This is a genomic window from Melioribacteraceae bacterium (assembly GCA_019638015.1).
In the GTDB taxonomy this organism is placed as follows: Bacteria; Bacteroidota; Ignavibacteria; order Ignavibacteriales; family Melioribacteraceae; genus JAHBUP01.
This window is the reverse complement of sequence record JAHBUP010000001.1, coordinates 881,418-906,578: the sequence shown is the minus strand read 5'-3', so window position 1 is coordinate 906,578 and position 25,161 is coordinate 881,418. Positions and strand designations below refer to the sequence as shown.

Here is a 25,161-nt window from a genome sequence, read left to right as displayed (position 1 = left end):
TATATCCCAATTAATTTTTTCACATTACATTACTCGTTAATTAATTTCGGAACAATATTTTCCACCGCATCTGTAGCATATTGCCAGCGGGTTATTCCTTCTATAACTTCTAAATTTTTCAGCTCTACTGCTATTCCATATTTCTGAGATTGTCATATCCTTAATATTTCCGATTACGTAATCGGGAAAATCGATGCAGAAGTTTGCATCACCATTAGGTTGAATATCAATTAATTTTTCAACATTCAGACATTGTGTGGAACCGACAACCGAGTTATCATCCTCAAACCATGATTTATATTCATCAAGACCAAAGGGCATGAAAGGAAAATTTTCGATACCATTGAGTGTTGAAATATATTTTTCATACTCATGCTTGAAGACTTGAAAATCTATTCCGGAATCTTCATGCTGAAAGCCCTTCCATGAATATGCTGAAGTGTTAAAATGTGTTTTCAATTCTAACTCATATTTATCTCCGGTAGTTTGAGAGAAATAGTAATAGGGTACAATGTTGATTGAATTTATTCCCATTTCCCTTGCTACATCCGGCATTTCCCCCAATCCTTTGTAGGAGTATTTACTAATAGTAAAACAAATACTCTTACCTATTGATTTATTATTTTCTTTTTCGAGTCGATTAAACAACTCAATATTTTCTTTTATTTGTTTATAACTTCCTTTTATCCCTCTAACCTCATCATGAACAGGTTCAGGTCCATCAACAGAAAAAGTTATATGCATATTTCCCATCCTAACTAGCTCTACGGCATAATTTTCAATCATTGTTCCGTTTGTATCAATTGAAACAAAAATTCCTTTACTGTTAATGTATTCAATCAACTCCATAATCCCTGGATAAAGAAAAGGTTCGCCTCCTCTGATCAAAATAAACCTGATCTTATGGTTTGAAATTTCATCAACAAGTCTTTTCCACACATCTACCTTTAATTGGGGATTTGCTTCAACAACTTTGTTCCGCACATAACCGGTTTCACTCCACTGTCCGCACATTTTACAACGAAGGTTGCACGCATTAAGAAGAGTAAATGAAATGAAAATTGGGAATTCCATAATTTCACCTCCTGTAATAATGAATTAGTCAACACGATATCAGTAGTAGTTAGATCATAAAGTACAACTCATTGTTATCAATTTATTTCTTATTAAAGACAACTTTGCTTGGATTTGTTCTAAACCAGTCAAATTCAACATACCCACCAATTTCCTTGGTTGCATAGTTGAAAAGGCAAAATTTATTACCTGTAAAAACTTTGAGATTAAATCTCATATTCAATTCATTACCAATTTTCGTAAAGGAATCATTATCGAGACTATATGAGAAAGATGCATTCCCTGAACCCGAAACAGATTTACCTCCGTAAAGCGGTGCTGCTCCTGAACCAAAGAATGCGCTTGCGCGTAAATATATTTTTGTCTTATCAACTTTAATTGAGTCGATTAGTTTACCATTATTCACCATAATTATATAATGATGACCATTTGATTTCTTAATTCCTATATATGCGTATGGATTTTGGAAAACAGCTAAACCGGCGATGTCGCCGTCTTTCATATTTTCAAATTCCATTTTAATCGTCGCCTCGGATGTTATATCATCAGAATAGTAGGCAAACATTCTTTGTGTAAGAGTGTTGCGTGCTTTCTGTAAACTATCAACCACCGTTACGGTTTTTAGTCTCAAGAATCCAGGGTTTTCCTTTAAAGACCATTTAGTTGGTTCGGGATTATGATTCCATCCCCATTGCATATTTAATTCTGGATTGCCAGACTCGCCGATAGGCATGTCAAATTCATCAGATGTTGGCAAAATTTTTATAGGATATTCTTTACCAACATTAGGTTTTCTAAAAGTTACTACTGCTTTTCCATCAACTCCCACCATTGGCCAACCATCAACCCAAGTAACAGGTTGAAGCGATGGGAATCTTCCGAATGGTCCGCTGTCAACAAATAGCATTGTCCACCACTCTCCCGTTTGTGTTTCAATAAGTGCGCCTTGGTGAATACCAAAATTAGGTCCGTGAGTAGTATCTCTAATTACCACTTTTTGTTCGTATGGTCCATAAATGTTTTTTGAACGAAGTGCCACTTGAAAACCATCAAGTCCGCCATAAGTACAATACAAATAATAATAATCGTTAATTTTATAAACATGAGCACCTTCGAGTCCGCGCCTTATATCACCCGTGTAAACCAATACATCATCACTTTTTGCTACAAGGTTATTGTCAACTTCGGTTATACTAATTTTATTATAACCATGAGCAACGTAAATTTTTCCGTCGTCATCAAAAAACAAACCGGGGTCGTAAAATCCTTTTGGCAAGCGATTAATTTCCCAAGGACCTTCAGCTTTATCGGCGGTTAAATAAAATCCCCCTTCATCCAGAGTAATAAATAAAATGTGGAATTTTCCGTTATGGAATTTTAGACTTGTTGCCCATTGACCGCGCCCATATCTGTTGCAGCCGTCAAGATCATAACATTTATTAAAATCAAAACGAGGTAGGGCATTACTGCAATATTCCCAATTAATAAGATCGTAAGATTTAAGTATTGTAACTCCGGGAAAAACAAACATTGTAGTTGATACAAAATAGTAAACCGAATCAACCCTAATTACATCCGGATCGGGGTAGTCAGCCGCTATTACTGGATTTGTAAATGTACCATCTCCGTTATCAGCTTGGAATTTTTGTGCAAATATATTTACAGTTGAAATCAACACAACTAATAATATTGATATAATAAAATTTATTTTCATAATTCATTCCTATGTTTTTGTCAATTACACCACTGTAACCGGTTACAAAATAATACAGACAGATTGATAAGTTTTATCATTTATCATTAATCAGTATTAATAAACAAATTTTTTCATCTCTTCTGCTTCTTGAGGGGAGTTCACCGGTATAAATGTGAAACCATATTTATAAACTTTATTACTTGGCTTAATCAAATACTGATCATGCGGTTTTGCACCCCAGCTGTCATCACCCCCAACTCCCATATGGCGAAAATCTAAATGTAGCTCAATCATATTTTTAGGACTGATATCGTTTATATGGCGCAAATTCTTGTCTTTGTCAATTCCGGCATCAAAATCTTCAACAGGATTAGGGAGTGCGTTGAATTCCATCAATGAATCCGCGACTACTAATAATCCGGTTCCATCATTATTAGTTAATACCATCCATCGTACATCCGTGTGGTGCCCATTTTCTTGTGGGCGAACATACGGAACGTATTGTTCGGCAACAGTTGATTTATATAGTCCAACAAATGCTGATGATTTACGATCGCTATAATTCTCCCATGGTCCTCTACCAAAATATTCAAGTTGAGTGAATTCCGCAGGCATCTGCATCTTCATGCCAATTCTTGGGATTACTGGGACAGTGTTATCATTTGTTATAAAAAGATTTTCAATTTTAACAGCACCATTTCCCATAACAGTATATTCTGTTTTCCAAACAGATTTAACCGAATCAAGATTGTATTCAACAGCCACTTTTACATCACTACCTTCATAATTTATGGTAAGATTTTGAGCTGATAATTCTTGTTCAGAGAGTTGCTTCCATAAACGACAAACTCGGGGCATTCTCCATCCATAATCATTGTCTGTGGGTGCGCGCCAAAAAGTTGGACGTGGCCCAAATCCATTAAGTAAAAGTTCCTTTCCTTTATTTCTGTACGATGTGATTATGCCTGTCTTTTTATCAATTGAAAGAGAGAACTCATTCCCCGAAATCTCAATACTCTTTCCTTCATTGTAATTTACTTTTTCATCATTAGTAGCATTAAATTGTAACTTCGAAACCTCAATAGGTATTTTAAATTGTTCTGAAGCTATTTCCCATCCGGCAGAAAGTAAATTTTCTGCTATAATAGTTTTAGCAGAGAATTTTATGAAATACTCAACCCCGGGGTTTGGTGGTAAATTATCCAGATTAACTGAAATTAAATTTGATTGCTCAGGTTCAATATTCATAATAGGCAGTTCGCCGCTTTTTATACTTTCACCATTCGCAGTAATCTCATAACTGAAAATATATTTGGAGAGATTAGTAAATCTGAACTTGTTTGTAATTACAAACTTTCCGGTAGAAAAGTCTTCGACTTTAAAACCAATATTTTGATAAACATGTTTAACTTCAAGACTATGCGGTTTAATGCTTCTGTCCGGAAAAACTACACCGTTAATACAGAAATTACCATCGGATGGAGTGCCTGTTGGACCATAGTCACCTCCGTAGGCCCAAAATTTTCCATTTTCATTTTTATCGGCAAGACCCTGATCTACCCAATCCCAAATCAAACCACCTTGGAGGTTGGGATATTTTTCCATCGTTTCCCAATAGTCTTTTATATTTCCATTGCTGTTTCCCATTGCATGAGAATATTCACACAAGATTAATGGTCGGTCGAAGTATTTCTTTGCATAGTTTTCAAGATCGGGAATTTTCATATACATTGGACAAAAAATATCGGTGTTCCATTCAAGTCCTGCTCTTTCGTACTGCACAGGTCTAGTATTATCTCGGTTTTTTATAAATAAATATGTCTGATAAAAATTATAGCCATTACCTGCTTCATTACCCAAAGACCAAATAACCACCGAAGGATGATTTTTATCCCTCTCAACCATGTTACGAGTACGGAATAAATGAGCTTCAAGCCAATCCGGATTATTGCCAAGAGTTTTTGTAAGATCATATCCCATTCCATGAGATTCTATATTTGCTTCATTAATTATATAGAAGCCATATTTATCAGCCATTTCGTAAAAGAATTCAGGTTGCGGGTAGTGGCTTGTTCTAATAGCATTTATATTTAATTGTTTCATCCGCTCCATATCTAATTTTGTATCTGCCTCACTAATTACCTGACCTGTGAGAGGATTAAATTCATGAATGTTAACGCCTTTAACTAAAACACGTTTTCCGTTAATCAGGAATAAACCATTTTTAATTTCGCTGGTACGGAAACCAATTTTTGTTGATGTAACTTCGGTGGTCTTGTCAGATTCATCTTTTATTGTTAGTAAAAGAGTGTAAAGATTTGGAGTTTCCGCTGTCCATTTTTTTACTGATGGTAAAGTAGTACTGAAGTTTATTATTCCAAGAGTATCTGATAATTCAATAGTTTTAGTTTCCGATGTGAGGTTCTCATTTCCATTTTTATCTAAAATTTCATATGTCACTGAATATTTAGATCTTTTTTTAGTATGATTCTTCAATTCCACATTAAGATCGAAAACGCCATGCGTATAATTTTCATCAAGTGAAGCTTTTACAAAGAAATCACGTAATCTTACTTTTGGTTGAGCATAAATATAAACTTCACGGGGAATACCGCTTAAACGCCAGAAGTCCTGGCATTCAAGATATGAAGCGTCACTCCATCGAAAGACTTCAACTGCTACACTATTTTTTCCCGGTTTAACATAGTTGGTGATATCAAACTCTTGTGGAGTTTTACTATCCTTACTCATACCGACTTTTATTCCGTTAATCCAAATAAACCCGACAGATTTAATAGAACCGAAATTGATAAAGATTTGTTGCCCATTCCAAAATTCAGGTATATCAAACTCACGACGGTAATACCCGATGTTGTTCTTTTCTAAATCATTAACAAAAGGTGGATTGAAATTCCATTCCGGATAAAATTCGTAACCAATATTTACATAAATAGGAATACCATAACCTTGCATTTCCATGTTAGATGGCACTTCTGTTTCTTTCCAACTAGAAATGTTGAGTCCAGGTTCTGCAAAATTTCTGATACGGTTTGATATACCTATAACAAAATTAAAATTCCAAGTACCATTTAAGGAAATACGGCGTGAGCTTTTACTCTTGTCGTTTTGCAAAGCAGTTTCGCGACTATCAAAACTTATAAAAGTAGCATGAGGATTTTCTTTATTAATTCCTTGAATAGATGGATTCTCCAACTCGGGATGTGGAAGGCGATTCTGAGCCTTCACAATAGTAATGGACAGTACTACAAATATTAAAATAATTAGCTTATTGAGATACCTGAGAAACTGATTATGTATTGTCATTTCGAGCAAAGCGAGAAATCTTGTTTTAAAATTTGAAGAGGGAACCCAGATTCCTTTTTGAAACGCGGGGTGGAATGAAATTGATTTTGGATTTTTTAGATGTTTCTTATTCATACCATTCTTTCCTTAATAAAAGTTTTTTTACTTAAACATCCACCAGTCAAAGTTGAACAGGTCTTTTTCTCCATTAAAAACAAAATACAAATCGTGAACTCCACTAACACTCTTAACCGGTGCAGTAATTGTCCTCCAGATACCACCTTGTCGTGAAGTATTTACATCAACAGTAGCAATGATAGGTCCATGGGTTTCATCAAGATGAATTTCGATTTTCCCACCATACAGAGAAGCAACACTCACTTCCACTGATTTTGCCCCTTTAGCAAAATCAACGCCTTTTACCATGAGATAATCACCATTGTGAATGGAAGTTACAAACAAACGATCAGCAACCTTTTTTCCCCTAGCCCATTCAAAATCCCCTTCCCATTCTGTTTCGAACATTGTTTTAACCCCTTCGCTCCAAGCCATTGTTTCTGCCTCAACTCGTTTGAATGGATCCAATTTCCCAACTTGTTCAGGACCTTCAACCGACCAATAATGACGGTTTTGTATAGTGCCATCGGGATTATAAATCATTTCATCCATATCCACCGATCGGCGTTCATAAAATTTGGATGTGGTTAGTTTCAGCAAGTCGTAACTGTGCCCAAAACAATACGATTTGCCTTTGTATTCAATAATACCGGGATGATTACCTCTGGTTTTTTCTGATGCATCTACAATCATTCCTTTATATTCCCATGGTCCTGTTGGTGAGTCGCTCATTGCATAACCAATTCCTTCCGGACAGCAAGTGGAAGCATACGCCATGTAATAATGATTGTTCCGTTTCCAAACCCAAGGTCCTTCTTGATAATTCTTGGGTGTTGTTGTTTCCTCAATTATCTCACCTGAGTAAGAAATCATATCCTCATTCAATTTAACATAATATAACTTTGGATTTCCCCAGTACAAGTATGCCTGGCCATCGTCGTCAATCAAAATAGTAGGATCTATATCATGGTTGCTTTTACTTATCAAAGGCTTTCCAATCGGGTCATTAAAAGGTCCATAAGGACTATCGGCAATTAAAACCCCTATTCCAACTCCGCCAGGCATTGGGCAATAGAGATAAAACTTTCCATTACGCTCAACGCACTGAGCAGCCCATGCTCCATTATCATAAGGAACCCATGAGAAATTTTTTAAAGATGCAACCACGCCATGCTCGGTCCAATTAGCCATATCGGTCGATGTATAGAGCAACCAATTATGCATTTTAAAGCCCATTGCATCATCTTCGTCGTGGCCTGTATAGAGAAACACAGTGTCTTTATAAATCATAGGTGCAGGATCGGCAGTATATTTCGTTTGAATGATCGGGGATTGGGCAAAACTGATATTAGCCACTATCAAAAAGTATAGGACATATATTATTTTTCTCATAATTTTATTTGAGCCACCTTAATAGTATAAAGAAACATTTAACAAGAAATTTTTCATAAATATTTTTCTAATAAATTATAGGCTAATACGAATTATTTTTTTAGTGGTTAATAGAACCATGAATAGTATCTCTACATTTTTATTACAATCTTCTTCCCGGTATAAGCAATTTCTCTATCATACTTTTCTACCCTTTCCATGCCTATACCCTTCCTGATGTCAACAGATACAATTCTGAAGTTACGTTCATTGAGTATTCCAGGAAAAGCGCCTTCTCTATCATTGATAGATAATTCTTTTTCTTTATCATTCCAATTAAATGTAATGGTCGAATACATTCCCTTTTCATAATTATAATTATCGTTTTCATCTTCGTACAAAACAAACATACCATCGGCACCGTTATAAATTCTAATTTCAAGATTATCCCACTTCTTTTCGGTTGAATATTGAACCAATGGACCAAGCGGAATTATAGACCCAGCTCTCACGAAAAGAGGAATTTTATCTATCGGCGTATCCGTTTTTATTTCCTGACCTCCAACAAATTTTTCGTTGGTCCAGAAATCGTACCAATCAGCAAATTTGGGTAAGTACAAATTCATTTTATTTACTGCTGAATCAGTAACGGGAGCTACAAGTATGGCTTTCCCAAACATAAATTCATATGGTTGATTTAAAGCAATAGTATCTTCTTTGAAATCCATTATCAATGGCCGCATCAAAGTCGAACCATTTTTTGCAATTTGCCATGCCTCAGAATAAATATAAGGAAGCAAACTATAACGAAGCTGAAGAAACTTTCTAATGTTATCTTCAACTTTTCTTCCATACTTCCACGGTTCTGTTTCGCTTTGGTAACCATGAACACGAAAGATTGGGTTAAATGCTCCCCATTGAAACCAACGAATAAATAATTCATGATACTTTTCATCAATATATTGAGATTGACCCTGGCGAAAAAATCCTCCGATATCGGTTGTCCAATAAGGTAATCCGGTAATTGTATAGTTCAGTCCGGCAACTATTTGCCGTTTGAATGAATCCCATGTTCCATTTATATCACCTGACCAATTAATAATTCCATACTTCTGTTGACCAAGAAAAGCTGAACGGGTAAGAATGCAGACTCGTTTATCAGAAGTAGTTTCTCGTTGCCCTTCATAAACCGCTTGACTTACAAATAGCGGATAAGTAAGACGGTAAAAATCCCCTAATCCTATATGAGTCGTCTCTCCTCGTAAAGCATCGTTTTCTGGTTCAACAGCATCCATCCACCAGGAATCAACTCCATAATCAAACATGTTTTGTTTTAATGTGTTCCAATACTCTTTTCTGGTTTCGGGATTAAAATAGTCCAACCATTTTGTGTTGGGAATAAATCGGTCTTTTGTTACATACTCCTTACCGATTTCTGAATTTTTATCCGGGTTTGACCATATTGAAATATTGAAATGAGCATTTAAATCATGTAATTCTTTTATAAATCCTGCAGGATTTGGATAATTAGTTTTGTCGAACTGAGGTACGCCCCAGCCATTGTTTCCCCAATATTGCCAATCCTGAACAATCACATCCAATGGAAGATTTCTATTACGAAATTCTTTAACAGCATCAATCAATTCTTTACTTGAACTATAGCGTTCGCGGCATTGCCAGAAGCCGTATGCCCAAAGGGGAAACATAGGCGCATTCCCAGAAAGATTTCTATATTCGGCAATTATACTATCGGCAGAAGGTCCGTAAAATACAATATAGTCCAGCAGTTTAGCATTTGGCGAATGGAAAGTTGTTACATCTTCTATTTGGTTAAATGAAAGTTTAGGTATATTGCTCGATTTACAAACCACCTGTACTTGATGCTCACCCTCTTTTAATTCGATAAGTTCGCTTGTAGTAGGAGGAAGCCAGTAATTGCTAAAGTTTATGAATGGTTTACCATCTATTACAACATAATGCTTATTATCCATTTCCCCCAAATCAAGAAAAATGGAATAAATACCATCTTTTGGTACATAAAAGCTACCTACATAAAGAGAATGCTCCTGAGATATCTTTTGTGTTCCTGATGTTGTAGTTACTTCAGCCAGTTCATTATTACCTACAGATGATTGCTTTTCCAGTTTAATAAAATTATAGGTTGGATTAAAATCTGTTAAACCATACTGATGCCAGAGCAAACCATAACCTCTACTTGAATAAATAAAAGGAAGTGAAATTTGGGAATTGACTTGTGTTAATCGTCGGGTTTTATTTTTGAGATTGTATTGCCCATCCTGAAACTGCCCCAATCCAAAAATAAATTCGTCATTTGGTGATTCAAAACTTTGTTCTGCGATAAAGCATGGTTCCCCATTTATAGAATCGCCAACTAATTTTCGTGAACTTAATTTCTCATTTAAAAACATTTCTCCTCTATTATCAACAAATGATAATGAGCCAGTCTGCTTGTCTATAATTACATCAATTTTATTTCCTTTTATCTCTATCTTTGAGGAAGTATCTGTAACCTTAAATATTGGTATTGCCATACTAGTTTTAAAAATAAGTTCAGGTAGTTTCGGCTCAACATCTTTATAAAATTTTATTCTTACTGAGTTTTCAGTTAGCGGGATAATATCCAGCGTACCTTCAGAAAGGGTAATCATTATTTTATCATCATACTTTTTATAATCCTTTACAACTTGAGCATGACAAATAACAGGAAGCATCCCGATAATTAGTAAGTAAATTAATTTCATAATAATTTATCTACCGATTTTTCCATTAGTTTACTTCATTTTCATGTAAAGGAATGTTAACCATTAACATTCTATATTGTACTGGTATTACTTTTAAAACGTTGTCCTTGAATCTCAATTAAAACTCGGGTTATTATTACTATATTAAAATTTAACAACAACACTACTCCCACCGTATTCAATAATTTCATTATAAGATTCAATCTTATTCATCCCAAGACCATTATTTTTAGAAACAATTACTATGTTGAACTTTCGCTTACCGAGCATTCCCGGGAAAGAACCTTTTCTATCACTAATGGTCAATTCATTTTTTGCGTCATTCCATTCAAAATAAATTAAAGAATAAATTCCTTTTTCATAATTGTAATTGTCATTCTCATCTTCATATAATGTAAACTTCCCATCGGTACCAGGATATATTCGAATCTCAAGATTATCCCATTTTTTCTCTTCAGCATATTGAACCTTAGGTCCCAACGGAATTATTGAACCGGCTTTTACAAACAACGGGATTATTTCAATCGGCACTTCGATATTTATTGTTTTTCCACCTTTATATTTTTCTCCCGTCCAAAAGTCAATCCAATCACTTCCTTTGGGTAGATAAACCGACTCACTTTTAATTTTACTGAAATCTTCAACATGCGAGGTATCTTTTCCTGCAATAACAATCTTTGAATACATCGGAGTGGTTACGGGACAAACCAATAATGCTTTACCAAACATATACTCGTCATTGATATCCTGTGCATCTTTATCATTCGCAAAATCCATCATCAATGCACGCGTCATAGTTGATTGATTTTCCGTCACATCCCAAGATGCAGAATAAATATAGGGTAGTAATAAATATCTTAGATTAATTGATTTTTCAATCGCATCAAAAAGCTTATCTCCCCTTTTTCCAAATTGATAGATTTCACGGGGCGCATCAGTTCCGTGTGAACGCATCATCGGGCAAAATATTCCGAACTGTATCCACCGCACATAAAGCTCACGATAATTGGGATCTCCTAATTTTTTAGGGAAGTTCCATAGGAAAAAGCCGCCAATGTCAGAATTCCAATAAGGAATTCCACTCAGAGAAAAATTTAATCCTGCTGAAATCTGATTTATTAATGCATCCCAGGAGGCTACCACATCGCCAGTCCAAGTATTAGCGGCATAACGCTGCTGCCCTGCAAATGCCGAACGGGTGAGAATAAATACACGCTTATCGGAAGTTACGGCACGCTGGTTTTTATAAACTCCTCCAACTGTCATCAATGGAAAAGCATTACGAACTTTCCTAAATGAACCAAGATATGTTTTATTGTCTAGATCGGAATCTTTAAAAAACAAATGATCGGGTTCCGATGAATCGATCCACCATCCATCCATTCCAAGTGAGAAGATTCCTTTATTAAGATACTTCCAGTAGATGTTACGGGCTTCTGGATTGAATGGATCATATACTTTTACTCCTGAAGGATAATCAATATTTGGAGGCCATTTATCAGAACCGGAGGCCGGCCAGGTAACAAAATCCATTAGGGCGTTTATTTTCTCTAATTCATTATACTGTTTTGTTTTTGGGCCAAACGAATTCCAAATTGATATAAGCATATGTGCATTTAAATAATGTACATCATTAATCATCTTCTGCGGATCATAAAAGTCGGAATTCAAAAATTCCATTGCATTCCATAAATAATTATTACCCCAATACTGCCAATCTTGAATTATTCCGTCGAGAGGTACTCCAAGTTCACGATATTTTTTAACTACGCCTACAGTCTCATCTTGACTCTTATACCTTTCTTTACTTTGAAAATAACCATAAGTCCAGAGAGGAAACATCGGTGCTTGTCCAGTGAGATCTCGCATTTTCGCGATCACTCCATCAGCATTTTCTCCAAACATAAAATAATAATCAATGCAATCACCAACTTCCGATTCATAAGTTGTTTCATCCGGAGTGTCTGTAAATGTAGTAGGTGAATAATTGTCCCAGAAAAGTCCATACCCTTTTATAGATTGAAAAAAAGGAATATAAGTATCAGTGTTACCTTGTATCATTTTTAACTTTAGATTGCGTTGAATCATTTTGCCCTGTTGTTGAAATCCCAATCCATATATTGGTTCATCTTTGTCCAGAACAAATGATTGCCTCACGCTATATGTCGCAGTACCGGCATCATTAAAATTATTAAATGAAATACCATTTTCTTTTTCTTGTAGCAGAATTCCTTTAGTTGGTATCGAAAAAGATATTTTCCCATTTTGCAGATTTATCGATGCATGAAGTATTTCGCTCTTCAATAATATTTCATCTTGCTGCTGCTTTACAACAAATTCTGTTTTTTGAGGAGAAATGATTATTGATAGACTTTCCTTTGAAAAGTCGATTTTAGTTAGAGACTTGATAACTCGAATAGTTGATGGATTATAGAATTGGAGTTCAATTTTAATTGAGTCAATATTTAATATTACTCCATGCTCAGTTACATTAAATATTTGAGCTTTATCTTTACTATTTAATGTAATTAGAAACAAAAAGAGTATTAATATTTTCTTTATCATTTCATTTTACCCAGGTAATTATAATAAAGATTAGTTAACAGATATTTTAATTTTTTTCAATAGCTTCTCATCTGAACTATTTCCATACAATATTTCATACTCCCCCGTGTTAACCGTCATTTTAATTTTTGTTCGGTCATAAAACTCAAATGAATTATAAGGTAAATTGATTATCGCAGTAGCTGATTTTCCCGCCCCAATATCTAATCTTTTAAAACCCTTCAGAGTTTTAATAGGACCATCATCGTCGTTTGCTTTACGAACATAAACCTGGACTATTTCTGTTCCAACTCGTTTACCTGTATTTGATACCGGGATTGAAAGTTCAACAGATTCATTTTCTTTAATAACACTTTTATTCAGTTTTGCATCGCCAATTTTAAAATTAGTATAACTCAAACCAAAGCCGAATGGGAATAGAGCATCATTCATAAAACGATAAGTTCTTCCCTTCATAGAGTAATCTTCGAAATCGGGTAATTGATCAGAATTTTTATAAAATGTGATAGGAAGTTTACCTGAAGGATTATAATCTCCAAACAGAACATCGGCAACTGCTTGTCCACCGGATTCGCCGCCATACCATGCTTGCAAAATTGCATCACAGCTTTCTGTTTCAGGAGTTAATGCAATTGCTGAACCGGAACAATTAACAAAGATTACTTTTTTGCCAGCAGCTTTTAGAGCTTTTAGACAATTACGTTGAACAGAAGGAAGCTCTATATTTGTACGGTCGCCACCTTTGAAACCCGGATAAGAAACTGGCATCTCTTCTCCTTCAAGATTTGTAGAAAGTCCGCCAACAAAAACAACAACATCAATTCCATTTAGTTTTTTAATAAGTTCAGTATAATCTACATCAACTTCTTTACCAAAATTGAATTCTAAATTTGCCTGCCAGTTATTCATCTGCGCATAACGGATCTCTATTTTATATGATTTACCCGCTTCAACTTTATATGGATGACGTGAAGGAAGTGTCCTCCAATTTACATATCTAACAATTGATTCATCATTCACCAATAATTCAAAAGCACCGGTAGCTCCGCATTTGAAAACAAGTTCTTCACTAACTTTTGGTATAAACTCGGTTTCGTAAAGCGCTGAAAAACCTTCAAGCTTAACTCCGCTCGCAAATTCATGCTGTCCTGCTGTTGTTAATTTTATTGGATTTTTTATTTGTTGCGTTGTTACTACTTCACCTTGGCGTTCTTGGTTATTCCAATATGTAGCTTTAAAACCTTGATTGCCGTTAATAGAAGTTTGTGAAAAATAACTTTCCGTAACTTTATCTTCGACAAGATCACATCCTTTATCATAAAAGATTTTATTTTCTGGAAGTTTTGATTTAATTCCGTCGAGAATTGTAATTGTTCTAACCGGCACGCCATTATAATTACCCCATAGCATTGGTTCGTCATCGGCATTTGGACCAATTACAGCAATTTTATTAATCGACTTCTTAAATGGCAGGATATTGTTTTTATTTTGAAGAAGAGTCATCGATTGATGTGCCATATCCAACGCAAGTTTTCTATGCTCTTCATTGTTAATAATAGATGCCGGGATTTTTGACCATGGAACAATGTCATCATCGTCCATTTCGCCCAAATCAAAACGCCCGACTAATACACGCATCAATCGTTCATTAATTTCATCTTCTTTTATTAATCCTCTTTTAACGGCTTCAGGAAGCTGCTTATAATTATGGCCATCCCACTGGCATTCAACATCGGTACCTGCTAAAACTCCTTTGGCAGCAGCGTGTACTGGTGTGGATGAAACTTTGTGACTTGTATAAAAATCTGCAATAGCCCCACAATCAGATACTACTAAATATTTAAAACCCCATTCATCCCGGAGTATTGTTTGAAGTAACCGAGTATTGCCACAGCATGGGTCATCGTCCAATCGTTGATATGCGCACATTACCTGTCGTACATCCGCTTCCTGAACTAAAGATTTAAAGGCAGGAAGATATGTTTCCCACAAATCACGCGGATCAACATTATTGATATTAATTTCATGACGGCTCCATTCGGGTCCTGAATGAACGGCATAATGTTTTGCGCAGGCCAGTAATTTTTTATATTTTGAATCAGCCGGACCCTGCAATCCTCTTACAACTTGAACACCCATGCGCGACATTAAGTAAGGGTCTTCACCATATGTTTCTTGTCCTCGACCCCACCTTGGATCTCTAAAAATATTAATATTGGGTGTCCAAACCGAAAGACTTAAGAATCGTTTATTCTTCTGTCCGTTTCGAATCGCTTCATGATATTTGGCGCGAGTCTCGTCGGATGTAGCATTAAATATTTTATAAACTAACTCATCATTAAATGATGCGGCCATTCCAATCGGCTGAGGAAAAACAGTTACATCATTGTTGTTTGCCAAACCATGTAAAGCTTCGCTCCACCAATTAAAATTCTTTATTCCCAAACGGGGAACAGCATCGGAAACATCACACATCAATGCGGCTTTTTCTTCAAGCGTTAATCTGGAAAGTAAATCTTTAGCTCTTGCTTCGGAATTTAAATTTGGATTTTGATATGGCAAAGTTTGACTTACAATATTTACCGATAACAAAAAAGCTATGATAATTAATAATTTCTTAAACATTTTATCTCCTATCTATCTAAACAAAAGTTGTGCAAACTGGTAAAGTGATCTTCGCCAGGTTAGCCATTCATGCGCTGTACCTGGTGATTCGTAATATGTATATTTAATACCTGCTTCATCCAACATTCCACGGAATGCCCCAACAGAACCGGGAAAAGGACTAGGTTCTTTTGTGCCCAATCCAAGCCAGAATAAATTAATCTTTGTGTTGAGTTCTTTTCCATTTTTAAATGCTCCATTCATAAATATTGAGCGGTCAATTTTTTCGCTTTTAGGATAATTTGCCGTGCCGCTAAATCCTCCAATGTGTGAAAACAGATCAAGATTATTCATTGTAATATGAATAGTTTGATTAGCACCCATTGATAAGCCTGCCATTGCTCTAAATTTTCTATCAGCAATTGTCCGGAAAGAAGAATCGATCATAGGAATAATTTCATTTATTAGAACTTCTTCAAAAACAAACTTTCTGGGTTTACCACTCTCAGAATTATTTGCTCGTTCAAATGCGTAGCCGTTATCCATAACAATGATCATTGGAACAGCTTTCTGTTCAGCGATTAGGTTATCGAGAATTAAATTAGCTTTGCCTTGTGCCGACCAACCCGTTTCATCTTCGAAACTGCCATGCTGAAGATATAATACTGGATAACGAATTTTAAGATTCTTCTCATAATCCGGCGGGGTATAAACAAAACAACGGCGCCATGATTGAGTAATATTCGAAAAATATAATTTCTGAATTAACTGACCATGAGGAACATTTTTTAATGAATAAAAATCACCATCACTCGCAGGTATTTCAATTCCGCTTCCCCAACGTCCTGCCCCATAATAATATTTAGTTCCCGGATCTGGAACTGTGGCTCCATCAATCCAAAGTTGATAGTAGTGGAATCCTTCATCTTGAGGATTTGAGTCACCTGTCCAAACTCCATTTTCATCCTTAATCAAATCATATTTTACACCGCCAATATCCAATTGTACTTTATCGGCTTCAGGTGCTAAAATTCTTGCACGCACTCTCCCTTCTGAATTAACCTTTGGATAATCTTTCCCCGGTTGATTTGTCGCGGAAGGTTTAAAATCATCTTCTACAATTGATTGACTTGTTTGCCCCATACAAAAACTTGCACACAAAAAAATAACAACCGTTAACAATGAAAAACATTTAATCATGCTTTTATTCCTTAATTCTGGAATACTAACTTTGCGAATTCATGAAGACTTCTTCTCCAGCTTTGCCATTCATGAGCGGTATTTGGAGAAACATAGAAATGAGCATTGCTCCCCTCTTTAGCTATTGCATCCGTATTTTCTTTAGGATCTCCTCCAAATCTGAAGCCCCCTTTTTTCATATTTTCGATTTCTCTGCCACCATAACTGACAAATACAAGTTTCACTTTTTCTTTAAAACCAGGTGTGTTATTAATATCATCTAAAGAAATACTGCCACCGCTGAATAATCCTATGTGAGAAAAAATATCTAGATTTTTCAAAGTGACTAATTTTGTTTCAAATCCACCCATAGAAAGACCTGCCATAGCACGGTTTGGTTGATCAGTAAGAGTGCGGAAATTAGAATCAATAAATGGAATGAGCTCATCTACAAGCACTGTTTGAAACGGCTTGATATCGAAATCTCTAAGTCCACCCATTTTAACATCGTTTGTCATTCCGTAAGTCATTACAATAATAAAAGGTTTAGATTTACTTTCAGCTAAAAGATTATCCATAATTAAATTTGCTTTGCCTTGGTTTACCCAACCATATTCATTTTCACCATAACCATGTTGAAGATACAACACCGGATAACGCTTATTTAAATCTTTCTCATCATATCCGGGTGGTGTATAAACAAATGCTCTGCGCGATGTATTTGTACTTTTAGATGGAAAAAGAATTTCCCGTACCTGTCCGTGTGCTACATTTTTAAGTTCATAAATATCTTGGTCATGTGCTGGTATTTCAATACCGCTACCCCATCGCATCGCTCCGAAATAATACATACTGCCTGGATCTGGGACTGCCGCTCCATCTATCCAAAGTTGATAGTAGTGAAATCCTTCATCCTGCGGATCAGATTCTCCTGTCCATACTCCATTCTCATCTTTTTTCAAATCATATTTTACTGCACTTATATCTAATTGAACTTTGTGCGCTTCTGGTGCCGATATGCTTGCACGAACTCTTCCTTCAGAATTTACCTGCGGGAATATCTTACCCGGTTGATTTGTAGAAGATGGTTTAAAATCCTCCTTAACATTAGATTGAGCTAAACAATAACCTATAGATAAACTAAAATATAATAATGCGAAAAGTGTCGTCCGTTTCATTTAATTTCTCCTCAGTTAGATTTAGAATTTGTTTTATAAATGCTCTTTTCAAATCTTTAAAATTTATAATTTCCATTTACAGAAGCGTTTAGGCCCTTCATTAATAAACTTGTTCAGAATCATATAGACATATAAATAGTTTCTATAAACAATAACTCATGAAAATTGTATCAAAAAATTATTTCACATTTATCTTTCTAGTTGATTTTCTAACAACTAATTCTGTATCAAGAATAATTCGTTCGATTGGAGCAGGCGGCGACGATTCTATATTTCTTATTAATATTTCAGCGGCTTTCTGACCAATCTCTTTTTGAGGAGATCTGATCGTGGTAAGGGGTACCGAATATATCTCGGCATAATTAATATCATCATTACCAATAACTGAAATATCTTTAGGTACTTTTATATCTAGGTCCCTTAATGCAGTCATAACTGCAAGAGCCTGCAAATCATTGAAGCATACAATTGCGGTGGGATAATCTTTTCTTTTTCTAGTACTGAAATATTTTACTGTTTTTTCATAACTCACTTTAGCGTGAGCTCCAATTGGAACTATCATGCTTTTATTAAAAACCAGTGTGCTTTCACTAAATGCATTTTGAAATCCTTCAATGCGATCTCTAGTGTGGGCTGATTCAGGAGGTCCGGCAAAATGAACAATTTTTTTATGTCCATTTTTTATTAAATATTCCACAGCTTTACCTATTGCACGACTATTGTCTATCTCAACAACATTAGTCACAATTCCTTTTACATCTGCTAATAATACGAAAGGATAGTTCAAATTTTTTAGTTTAAATAGATGTGCAATTTCTGAATTGCCTTCTAAAATTGGGGCTATAATTGCACCTCTTATATCTTTAGCCAAAAAAAGGTTCATAATATTTTTTTCAGTCTCATGGTTGTAATCAGAGCTTGCCATTACTAATGAATAACCTTTTGAGCTGGCATATTCCTTTGCGGCTTCTGCGATAGTTGTATAAAAAGGATAATTTAATTCTTTAACAATAATTCCTATGCATTTTCCGGGATCGCCATTTTTTAGATTTCTGGCAAACCCTTTTGGCCGGTAATTTAATTCTTTCATGAGAAGTAGAATTTTTTCTCTAGTAGAACGCTTCACTACCATTTTTTCATTTAGCACAGCCGAGACTGTCCCTTTTGAAACGCCCGCTCTTTTGGCAATATCACCTATGGTTATTTCTTTTGTCTTATTCATTTTGCCAACGCTTTAATTATGAATCCCCCATGCGGATGAATAGTAATATTTATTGAATTTGAAAAATCAACATCCATTTTTACCAGATCATTTTTATTATCGGAATCTGCTATAATAAATCCTTTTGATTTACTATCAAGGAAAGTAGGATTCATAGTGAATGTCCTTTCAGAATTCTCACCGTTGATACATGCTATAAACCATTCGTTTCCTTTTCTTCTTGCGAGCACAACATATTTACCCGGATACCCATCTATAAATTTTAAGTCGTCCCAATTTGCGGGTAAACTACTCATAAAATCTTTAACAAAATCTTTTTGTTGTGACATTCCTGTTGGAGTTTCAGCGATGTGCTGTATTCCTGAAGTAAATAAAACAGATGAGGCAATTTCAAATCCCTTTGTTGTTTTGCGTTCGATATTTGGGATTCCCGAAAAATTTACAGGGGTAAAGTCCATCGGGTCAAAAAGATTTCTTGTGAACGGTATAATCGTACAATGAGAAGGTTGATGATTTGCATTTTCTTGTGCAAAGGTAACATACTCTTCTCCCTTAATAGCTTCCATGCTAACTAAATTTGGGTAAGTTCTGTGCCATCCCCTAGGATAAGTTGATCCATGAAAATTTACAGAAAGCTTAAACTCGGCGGCATCTTTCAAAATATCAATATAATACTTCATCATTGATTGTCCATCCCCCCCGAAAAAATCAACCTTAATTCCTGCAATACCCATTTCGCTTATTATTTTAAACTCATCTCGCCTCGACTTTTTAGTCAGCATTTTGTCTCTTGGAGTAAGATGTGTAGTATTCCAATCTCCTGCCGAATTGTACCACAATAATATTTTCACATCTTTTGTTTTAGCATAATCGGAGAGTTCTTTAATTTTTTCGTAACCAATCTGCTTATCCCAAAAAGCATCAATGAGACAATACTTCCAATTCATTTCTGAGGCGAAATCTATAAATCGCTTTTGAGTATTATATTCTGTAGAATCGTCCTTTAAAATAACCCAACTCCAAGATGCGGTTCCAGGCTCAAGCCAGTTAGATACATCATATTTTTGTGGAATAGCCAAGTCGGTACCTAAAGTCGATTCAACTATTCCAGATAGATTATCATCAATTACAATTATTCTCCAAGGAGTAAACCAAGGCAATTTTGATTGCGGTAAAACAGGCTCAGCACCTCTTCCCTCCTGTGGTTGAGGAAATAGTACCGAATACTCCCCATTCGGAGAAAACTGACTTAATCTAGTTCCACAATAGTTGGTATCAACTGCGGCCTCTGTTATGCTCATCCAATATTTCTTGTAATTAAAAAGAGCCGGCATAACCCAGCCCGCTTGATTGGGTGAAACTGTGCCAACAGGTATATTCATTTGATAATATTCTTCGTATGAAGGCTGAGTGTAATTCCAACCGGTTCGGGAATCAGGGCATGGCTGCAAAAATGCTTTTGTAGATGCATCGAAATGAAACGAAGTCACTTCTTTATAAATTTTTAATGGATTTTCTGATTGATCCGGGAAATGATATCTGAATGCAACTCCATCATTCGAGACCTGAAAGATAATCTCTATTATTTTTTTATTCAGATTGCTTAAGTAAAAAATTCGTTTATTGGCCTCGTAATTACAATTCGATCGTTTGCCATGAAGAAGCATATATCTATCGGAAACAATATTAACGTTTGAAGTAGAATCTAGTTTTAATCCAGTTGTAAAATCATAATCACTTCTAACAATTCCCATTTTGGATTCTTTTATTACGGTTGTACCAGAATGAAGAATAGAATATACCGGCTCACCATTCGTTGTTATCCAAACATTCACTGCTATTTTTAAGTCCGGACTTTTTATCTCGAACTTATCCATAGCGATTAAATCGATAATAGTAATAACCAGAAGTATTGTTAATGTTAGTCTTATGAATTTCATTGAAATATTTCCTTAGTATTAATTGAGTAGTAATAAAATGAATCATCCGATAAACATAAGAATGTAATTTCGAAAGAACGACTCACCACAATTCAATTCCGATAAATCGGAATACAAATGACAAACAACATTTTTCAGAAGATTTAAGAGATTAATCACTTATTACTTTGTCTTATTCTTATTACAGTTAGCGACATTGCCGGAGTACTATATTCAAATTTGGTTTTAATTTTGTAAACAGATTTTATAGGAACAACATTATTTGGATTTTCGAATGTGTTCTCAGCATCTTTATTACCAGATAAAATAATCATATCCGCTTCGGGAGCTAAATTATCAAATAAAGAGAGATCAACATTCACTTTTTTATTTTCCTCGCTAGCATTAACAAGTTTTAAAATTATATCGCCGGTTTCACTATCTTTTACACATGATGCGGCTAAAGTTGTATCCTTTTCATCTTTTGAAATAATATTCTCATAGTAGAGTTCGCCTTGATTTGTCATAAACATTTTTTGTACATAATAATTCGGAGTTGGGCAAATGTTATTATTATCGAAAAAGATCAAATCAGTTTTCCACTGAGTAAAATCCTTTTTAGCAAACAATGGTGCGTATGAAGCCATCACAACAACATCTCCATTTCGCTCTAATGAAGTCATGTATGCAGCTTCTGCAATCGCATTAATCATTTTATTTCCCCAAGATGCATACTCACCCAAATAAACCTTGGATTTACTTCGATCATATTTATCATAACGAAACTGATTAGATATAAACCATTTTGGATCAGTATAGTAATGCTCGTCAACTATTGGAATTTGAAGATCGTGTGCCAACTTCCAACCTTTATCAAAATCCTCCCCGCTATGGAATGGCCCAACAGTGCCAATAATTGTAATTTCTGGATGATTCTTTTTTACAGCATCAAATATTATTTTAAATCGTTCTTCAAATTCTGGTGTTATTTTATCTTCATTACCAATGCCGATGTATTCGAGGTTAAATGGTTCTGGATGCCCCGCTTCAGCACGTTTGGATCCCCATTTCGAATTTGCAGGTCCATTAGCCCATTCAATCAAATCCAGTACTTCTTGAATATACTCTGGGATTAAATCCTTAGGAAGTGCTCTCTGTCCAGTACCCCCAATGCGCCAGGTACCTCCTGAATTCTGACAACTTACAGCCGCAGGTAAAACAGGGATTGGTTTAGCTCCTATGTCTTCACAAAACTGAAAATATTCATAGTATCCCAACCCTGCAGTTTGGTTATAGCCCCACAAATTTTTCTGTTCAACTCTCTCTTCAATTGGCCCAATTGTATTTTTCCATCGATACATATTTCCTAATCCATCACCATGTACAAGACAGCCCCCGGGAAAACGAACAAACTTCGGTTTCATATCAGCGAGCATTTGGGCTAAATCTAATCGTAGTCCATTTGGACGATTTTTGAAAGTTTTTTCTGGGAAAAGAGAAATTAGATCAAGCGCCAGTTTACCTTTATTAGTTGCAAGAATAAACAAATTTGCACTGTCGCTATCCTCGGTAACAGTAAGTGAAGTTGTATATTTATTCCAGTCCTTTGATGATACAGAAATATTTTTTTCTGCATACTTAATTTTTCCAGAAGGACTTTGCAGACCTATTAATAAATTTACTGGTACATCAGAAAGCAATCGAGCATACAATGATAAATTATATTTTTCGTTTACTTTTATAACCATTCCATCAAAACCGGAATTTGCCAATCCAACTCCTGCATCGCCCTTGTATTGATCTTCTTTGCCAACATGTTCGATATTTAAAACTACATAATGAGGATTATTTGGATGGATTGGAAAATTAGTTTCAATATTAACAGCCCCGTATGAAAAGCCGGGAGTTATATATTCCCAATAAGAAAATGGGTGCCACTCTCTGCGGCTGTTAGGATTATATTCAAATGAACGATTTTGAACAAGTTCTGCATAAATTCCACCATCTGCTGAATAATTGATATCTTCAAAAAATAATCCGAAAAGCATCGGACTTATTTTTTTACTATTCAGTTTATTTTGCGCAAATGAGATTGTATGAATCAATAAGAAAATACATAAAAGTGTTATTGTTTTGAGTGAGTAATTCATAGACCTACAATTTATTTTCATTTTCCAATTTTCATATTTATTATTTGCCTGTTAATGCATACTATTCTTTGAAGAGCAATTGTGCAATTTTATATAAATCGTGTCGCCAAACTGGCCATGTATGTCCGCCAGGGTATTCACTATAAACATAGTTAACTTTCATCTCATCAAATTTGGAAAGCATAATCTGGCAATTATTATAAGCGATATCCTCTTTCCCTCCCATCGATACCCAGAATAGTCTCAAATTTTTGTTGATCGATTCAACATTTTTTCTCATAAATTCATATTGTGATTCCGCAAGTTCATTTTGCATTTGTTGTATCCAGCCGGAACTAAATACTCCCAAGTAGGAGAACATTTCCGTATTATTTAAGCCAGCATAAAGAGTTTGCAATCCTCCCATCGATAACCCTGCAAGTGCGCGGTTTTTCGCATCTGTCTCTGTTCTATAATTATTCTGTACAAAAGGTATTATGCTATTTTTTAATTCTGCTTCAAATAATTTTAATGTCATTATTCCAAATCCACCTGGACCTCCGACGTTCCCATCCGGCATTACAACAATCATTGGTTTAGCTTTTTTCGAAGCGATAAGATTATCGATTATTAAATCAGTTTTACCTTGATTTGCCCAGCCCCTTTCATCTTCTCCGCCGCCATGTAAAACATATAACACCGGATATTTTTCATTCACATTTTTATCATAACCCGGGGGTGTGTAAATATAAAATTGTCTCCATTTATTAATCACATTTGAATAGTAACGTTTAATTCTAATTTCACCGCGTGGTACATCTTTGAGAGCATAATACTGCTCACCCTTTATAGGTATCTCAATTCCACTGGCCATTCTTCCCATGCCATAAAAAGTTTCACTAGCTGGATCTGCAACAGCTACTTCATCAATTAATAATGAATAATAATGAAACCCTTCACTCAAAGTATCAGTTGTTGTTTCCCAAAATCCCTCTTCATTTTTAACCAAATCATATTTTCTTCCCAGATCAATTTGTACTTTCTGGGCGTTTGGAGCTTTGATTCGAAACTTAACGCTGTTATCAGGCATTATCTGTGGATATTTGGCGTTTCGCACATTTGTGGATGCCGGAGTACCGAGAAGTGAATATTGGGTAAATTTTGAATGATCAAGAGTTTTGAAAAGCAGCTTAGCAAACATATATAATGAATTTTTCCATACTTTAAAATCATGAACACCCGGTTCAATATAATATATATGAGGAACATCGTTTGCTTTCAAATATTCGTGTGTACGCTGACTGAAAGTAATTAAACCATCATCATCGCCGCACGAAATCCAAAGTAATTTCAATTTCTTCTTTGTGTCTAGGGGATAGGGGACTAACAATTCGGGGGCTTTAGTATTTGGGGCAGAAGAAAAACCTCCAACCCATGCAAACTTATCGAGATTGCCTAATCCAAAATTGAGAGATTGTCCACCTCCCATAGATAAACCGGCTATTGCTCTTCGTTCTCTATCTTTATAAACAGGAAATGTTGATTCAATAAAGGGAATTAAATCATTTAATAAATCTTTTTCAAAGTTGGCAAAAGCTGCTACTTTAGCACCATCGAATATATTTCCACCCGCACGGTCATCTTTCATTGCCCGACCGTTAGGCATGACTACTATCATTGGCTCAATTTTATTTTCTGCATAAAGATTATCTAATATTATTTCTGGTTTACCGCCATTGAGCCATTCTTTTTCATCTCCCCCAATGCCATGCAGAAGATACAATACCGGATATTTTTTATCTTGAGAAAATCCAGGAGGAGTATAAATAATTGCTTTACGATTTGTACCAACCGTTTTAGATTCATAAGTAACAGTATCAATTTGGCCCTTATCAATATCATTACGAAGTATATCGTACCCAATAGGTGCATGTTTTTCAATTACTTGTGCCTGTGCATACATACTGAACACTAGGCTAATTATAATGAGAAAGCACAATCTTTTCATAGTTCCCCTTTATTAAATAATATTTTTCACTGAT

General features: G+C 35.3%; 13 protein-coding genes. All 13 read right to left on the bottom strand.

Translation table 11 applies throughout. From position 1 onward, the window contains the following. Nucleotides 1-36 precede the first annotated feature (36 nt). Nucleotides 37-1,074 carry a radical SAM protein gene (locus tag KF816_03595; GenBank protein MBX3007093.1) on the bottom strand — a complete coding sequence of 346 codons (1,038 nt, stop codon included), beginning with the start codon at nucleotides 1,072-1,074 and terminating at the stop codon, nucleotides 37-39. Nucleotides 1,075-1,156: 82 nt separating this feature from the next. After that, the gene (locus KF816_03590) at nucleotides 1,157-2,788 is read right to left on the bottom strand and encodes a glycoside hydrolase 43 family protein (GenBank protein ID MBX3007092.1); all 1,632 of its coding nucleotides are present in this window, start codon (nucleotides 2,786-2,788) and stop codon (nucleotides 1,157-1,159) included. A 96-nt stretch (nucleotides 2,789-2,884) separates the two neighbouring features. Beyond that, a complete protein-coding gene (locus KF816_03585; protein MBX3007091.1) occupies nucleotides 2,885-6,208 on the bottom strand; it encodes a DUF4981 domain-containing protein in 3,324 nt (1,107 codons plus the stop codon). Nucleotides 6,209-6,235: 27 nt separating this feature from the next. Then, complete coding sequence (locus KF816_03580) at nucleotides 6,236-7,582, bottom strand: family 43 glycosylhydrolase (protein ID MBX3007090.1); 1,347 nt, start codon at nucleotides 7,580-7,582, stop codon at nucleotides 6,236-6,238. A gap of 131 nt (nucleotides 7,583-7,713) precedes the next feature. After that, entirely contained in the window at nucleotides 7,714-10,323 is a 2,610-nt protein-coding gene (locus tag KF816_03575) for a DUF5110 domain-containing protein (GenBank protein MBX3007089.1), read from the bottom strand. Nucleotides 10,324-10,467: 144 nt separating this feature from the next. Further along, a complete protein-coding gene (locus KF816_03570; GenBank protein ID MBX3007088.1) occupies nucleotides 10,468-12,888 on the bottom strand; it encodes a DUF5110 domain-containing protein in 2,421 nt (806 codons plus the stop codon). 30 nt (nucleotides 12,889-12,918) lie between these two features. Then, nucleotides 12,919-15,513, bottom strand: coding sequence for a glycoside hydrolase family 3 C-terminal domain-containing protein (locus tag KF816_03565; protein ID MBX3007087.1), 2,595 nt, complete (start codon nucleotides 15,511-15,513; stop codon nucleotides 12,919-12,921). Nucleotides 15,514-15,525: 12 nt separating this feature from the next. After that, nucleotides 15,526-16,635: a hypothetical protein gene (locus tag KF816_03560; protein MBX3007086.1), complete on the bottom strand. Its 1,110-nt coding sequence runs from the start codon at nucleotides 16,633-16,635 to the stop codon at nucleotides 15,526-15,528. Nucleotides 16,636-16,703: 68 nt separating this feature from the next. Next, nucleotides 16,704-17,849 carry a hypothetical protein gene (locus KF816_03555; GenBank protein ID MBX3007085.1) on the bottom strand — a complete coding sequence of 382 codons (1,146 nt, stop codon included), beginning with the start codon at nucleotides 17,847-17,849 and terminating at the stop codon, nucleotides 16,704-16,706. A 178-nt stretch (nucleotides 17,850-18,027) separates the two neighbouring features. Continuing rightward, the gene (locus tag KF816_03550; GenBank protein MBX3007084.1) at nucleotides 18,028-19,071 is read right to left on the bottom strand and encodes a LacI family DNA-binding transcriptional regulator; all 1,044 of its coding nucleotides are present in this window, start codon (nucleotides 19,069-19,071) and stop codon (nucleotides 18,028-18,030) included. Next, on the bottom strand, nucleotides 19,068-21,011 hold the full coding sequence (locus KF816_03545; protein ID MBX3007083.1) for a glycoside hydrolase family 97 catalytic domain-containing protein: 1,944 nt from the start codon (nucleotides 21,009-21,011) through the stop codon (nucleotides 19,068-19,070). Before KF816_03545 ends, KF816_03550 begins: the two co-directional genes overlap by 4 nt. Before the next feature lie 155 nt (nucleotides 21,012-21,166). Then, nucleotides 21,167-23,140, bottom strand: coding sequence for a hypothetical protein (locus tag KF816_03540; GenBank protein ID MBX3007082.1), 1,974 nt, complete (start codon nucleotides 23,138-23,140; stop codon nucleotides 21,167-21,169). 61 nt (nucleotides 23,141-23,201) lie between these two features. Next, nucleotides 23,202-25,127, bottom strand: a complete 1,926-nt coding sequence (locus KF816_03535; protein MBX3007081.1) for a hypothetical protein — start codon at nucleotides 25,125-25,127, stop codon at nucleotides 23,202-23,204. Nucleotides 25,128-25,161: the final 34 nt, after the last annotated feature.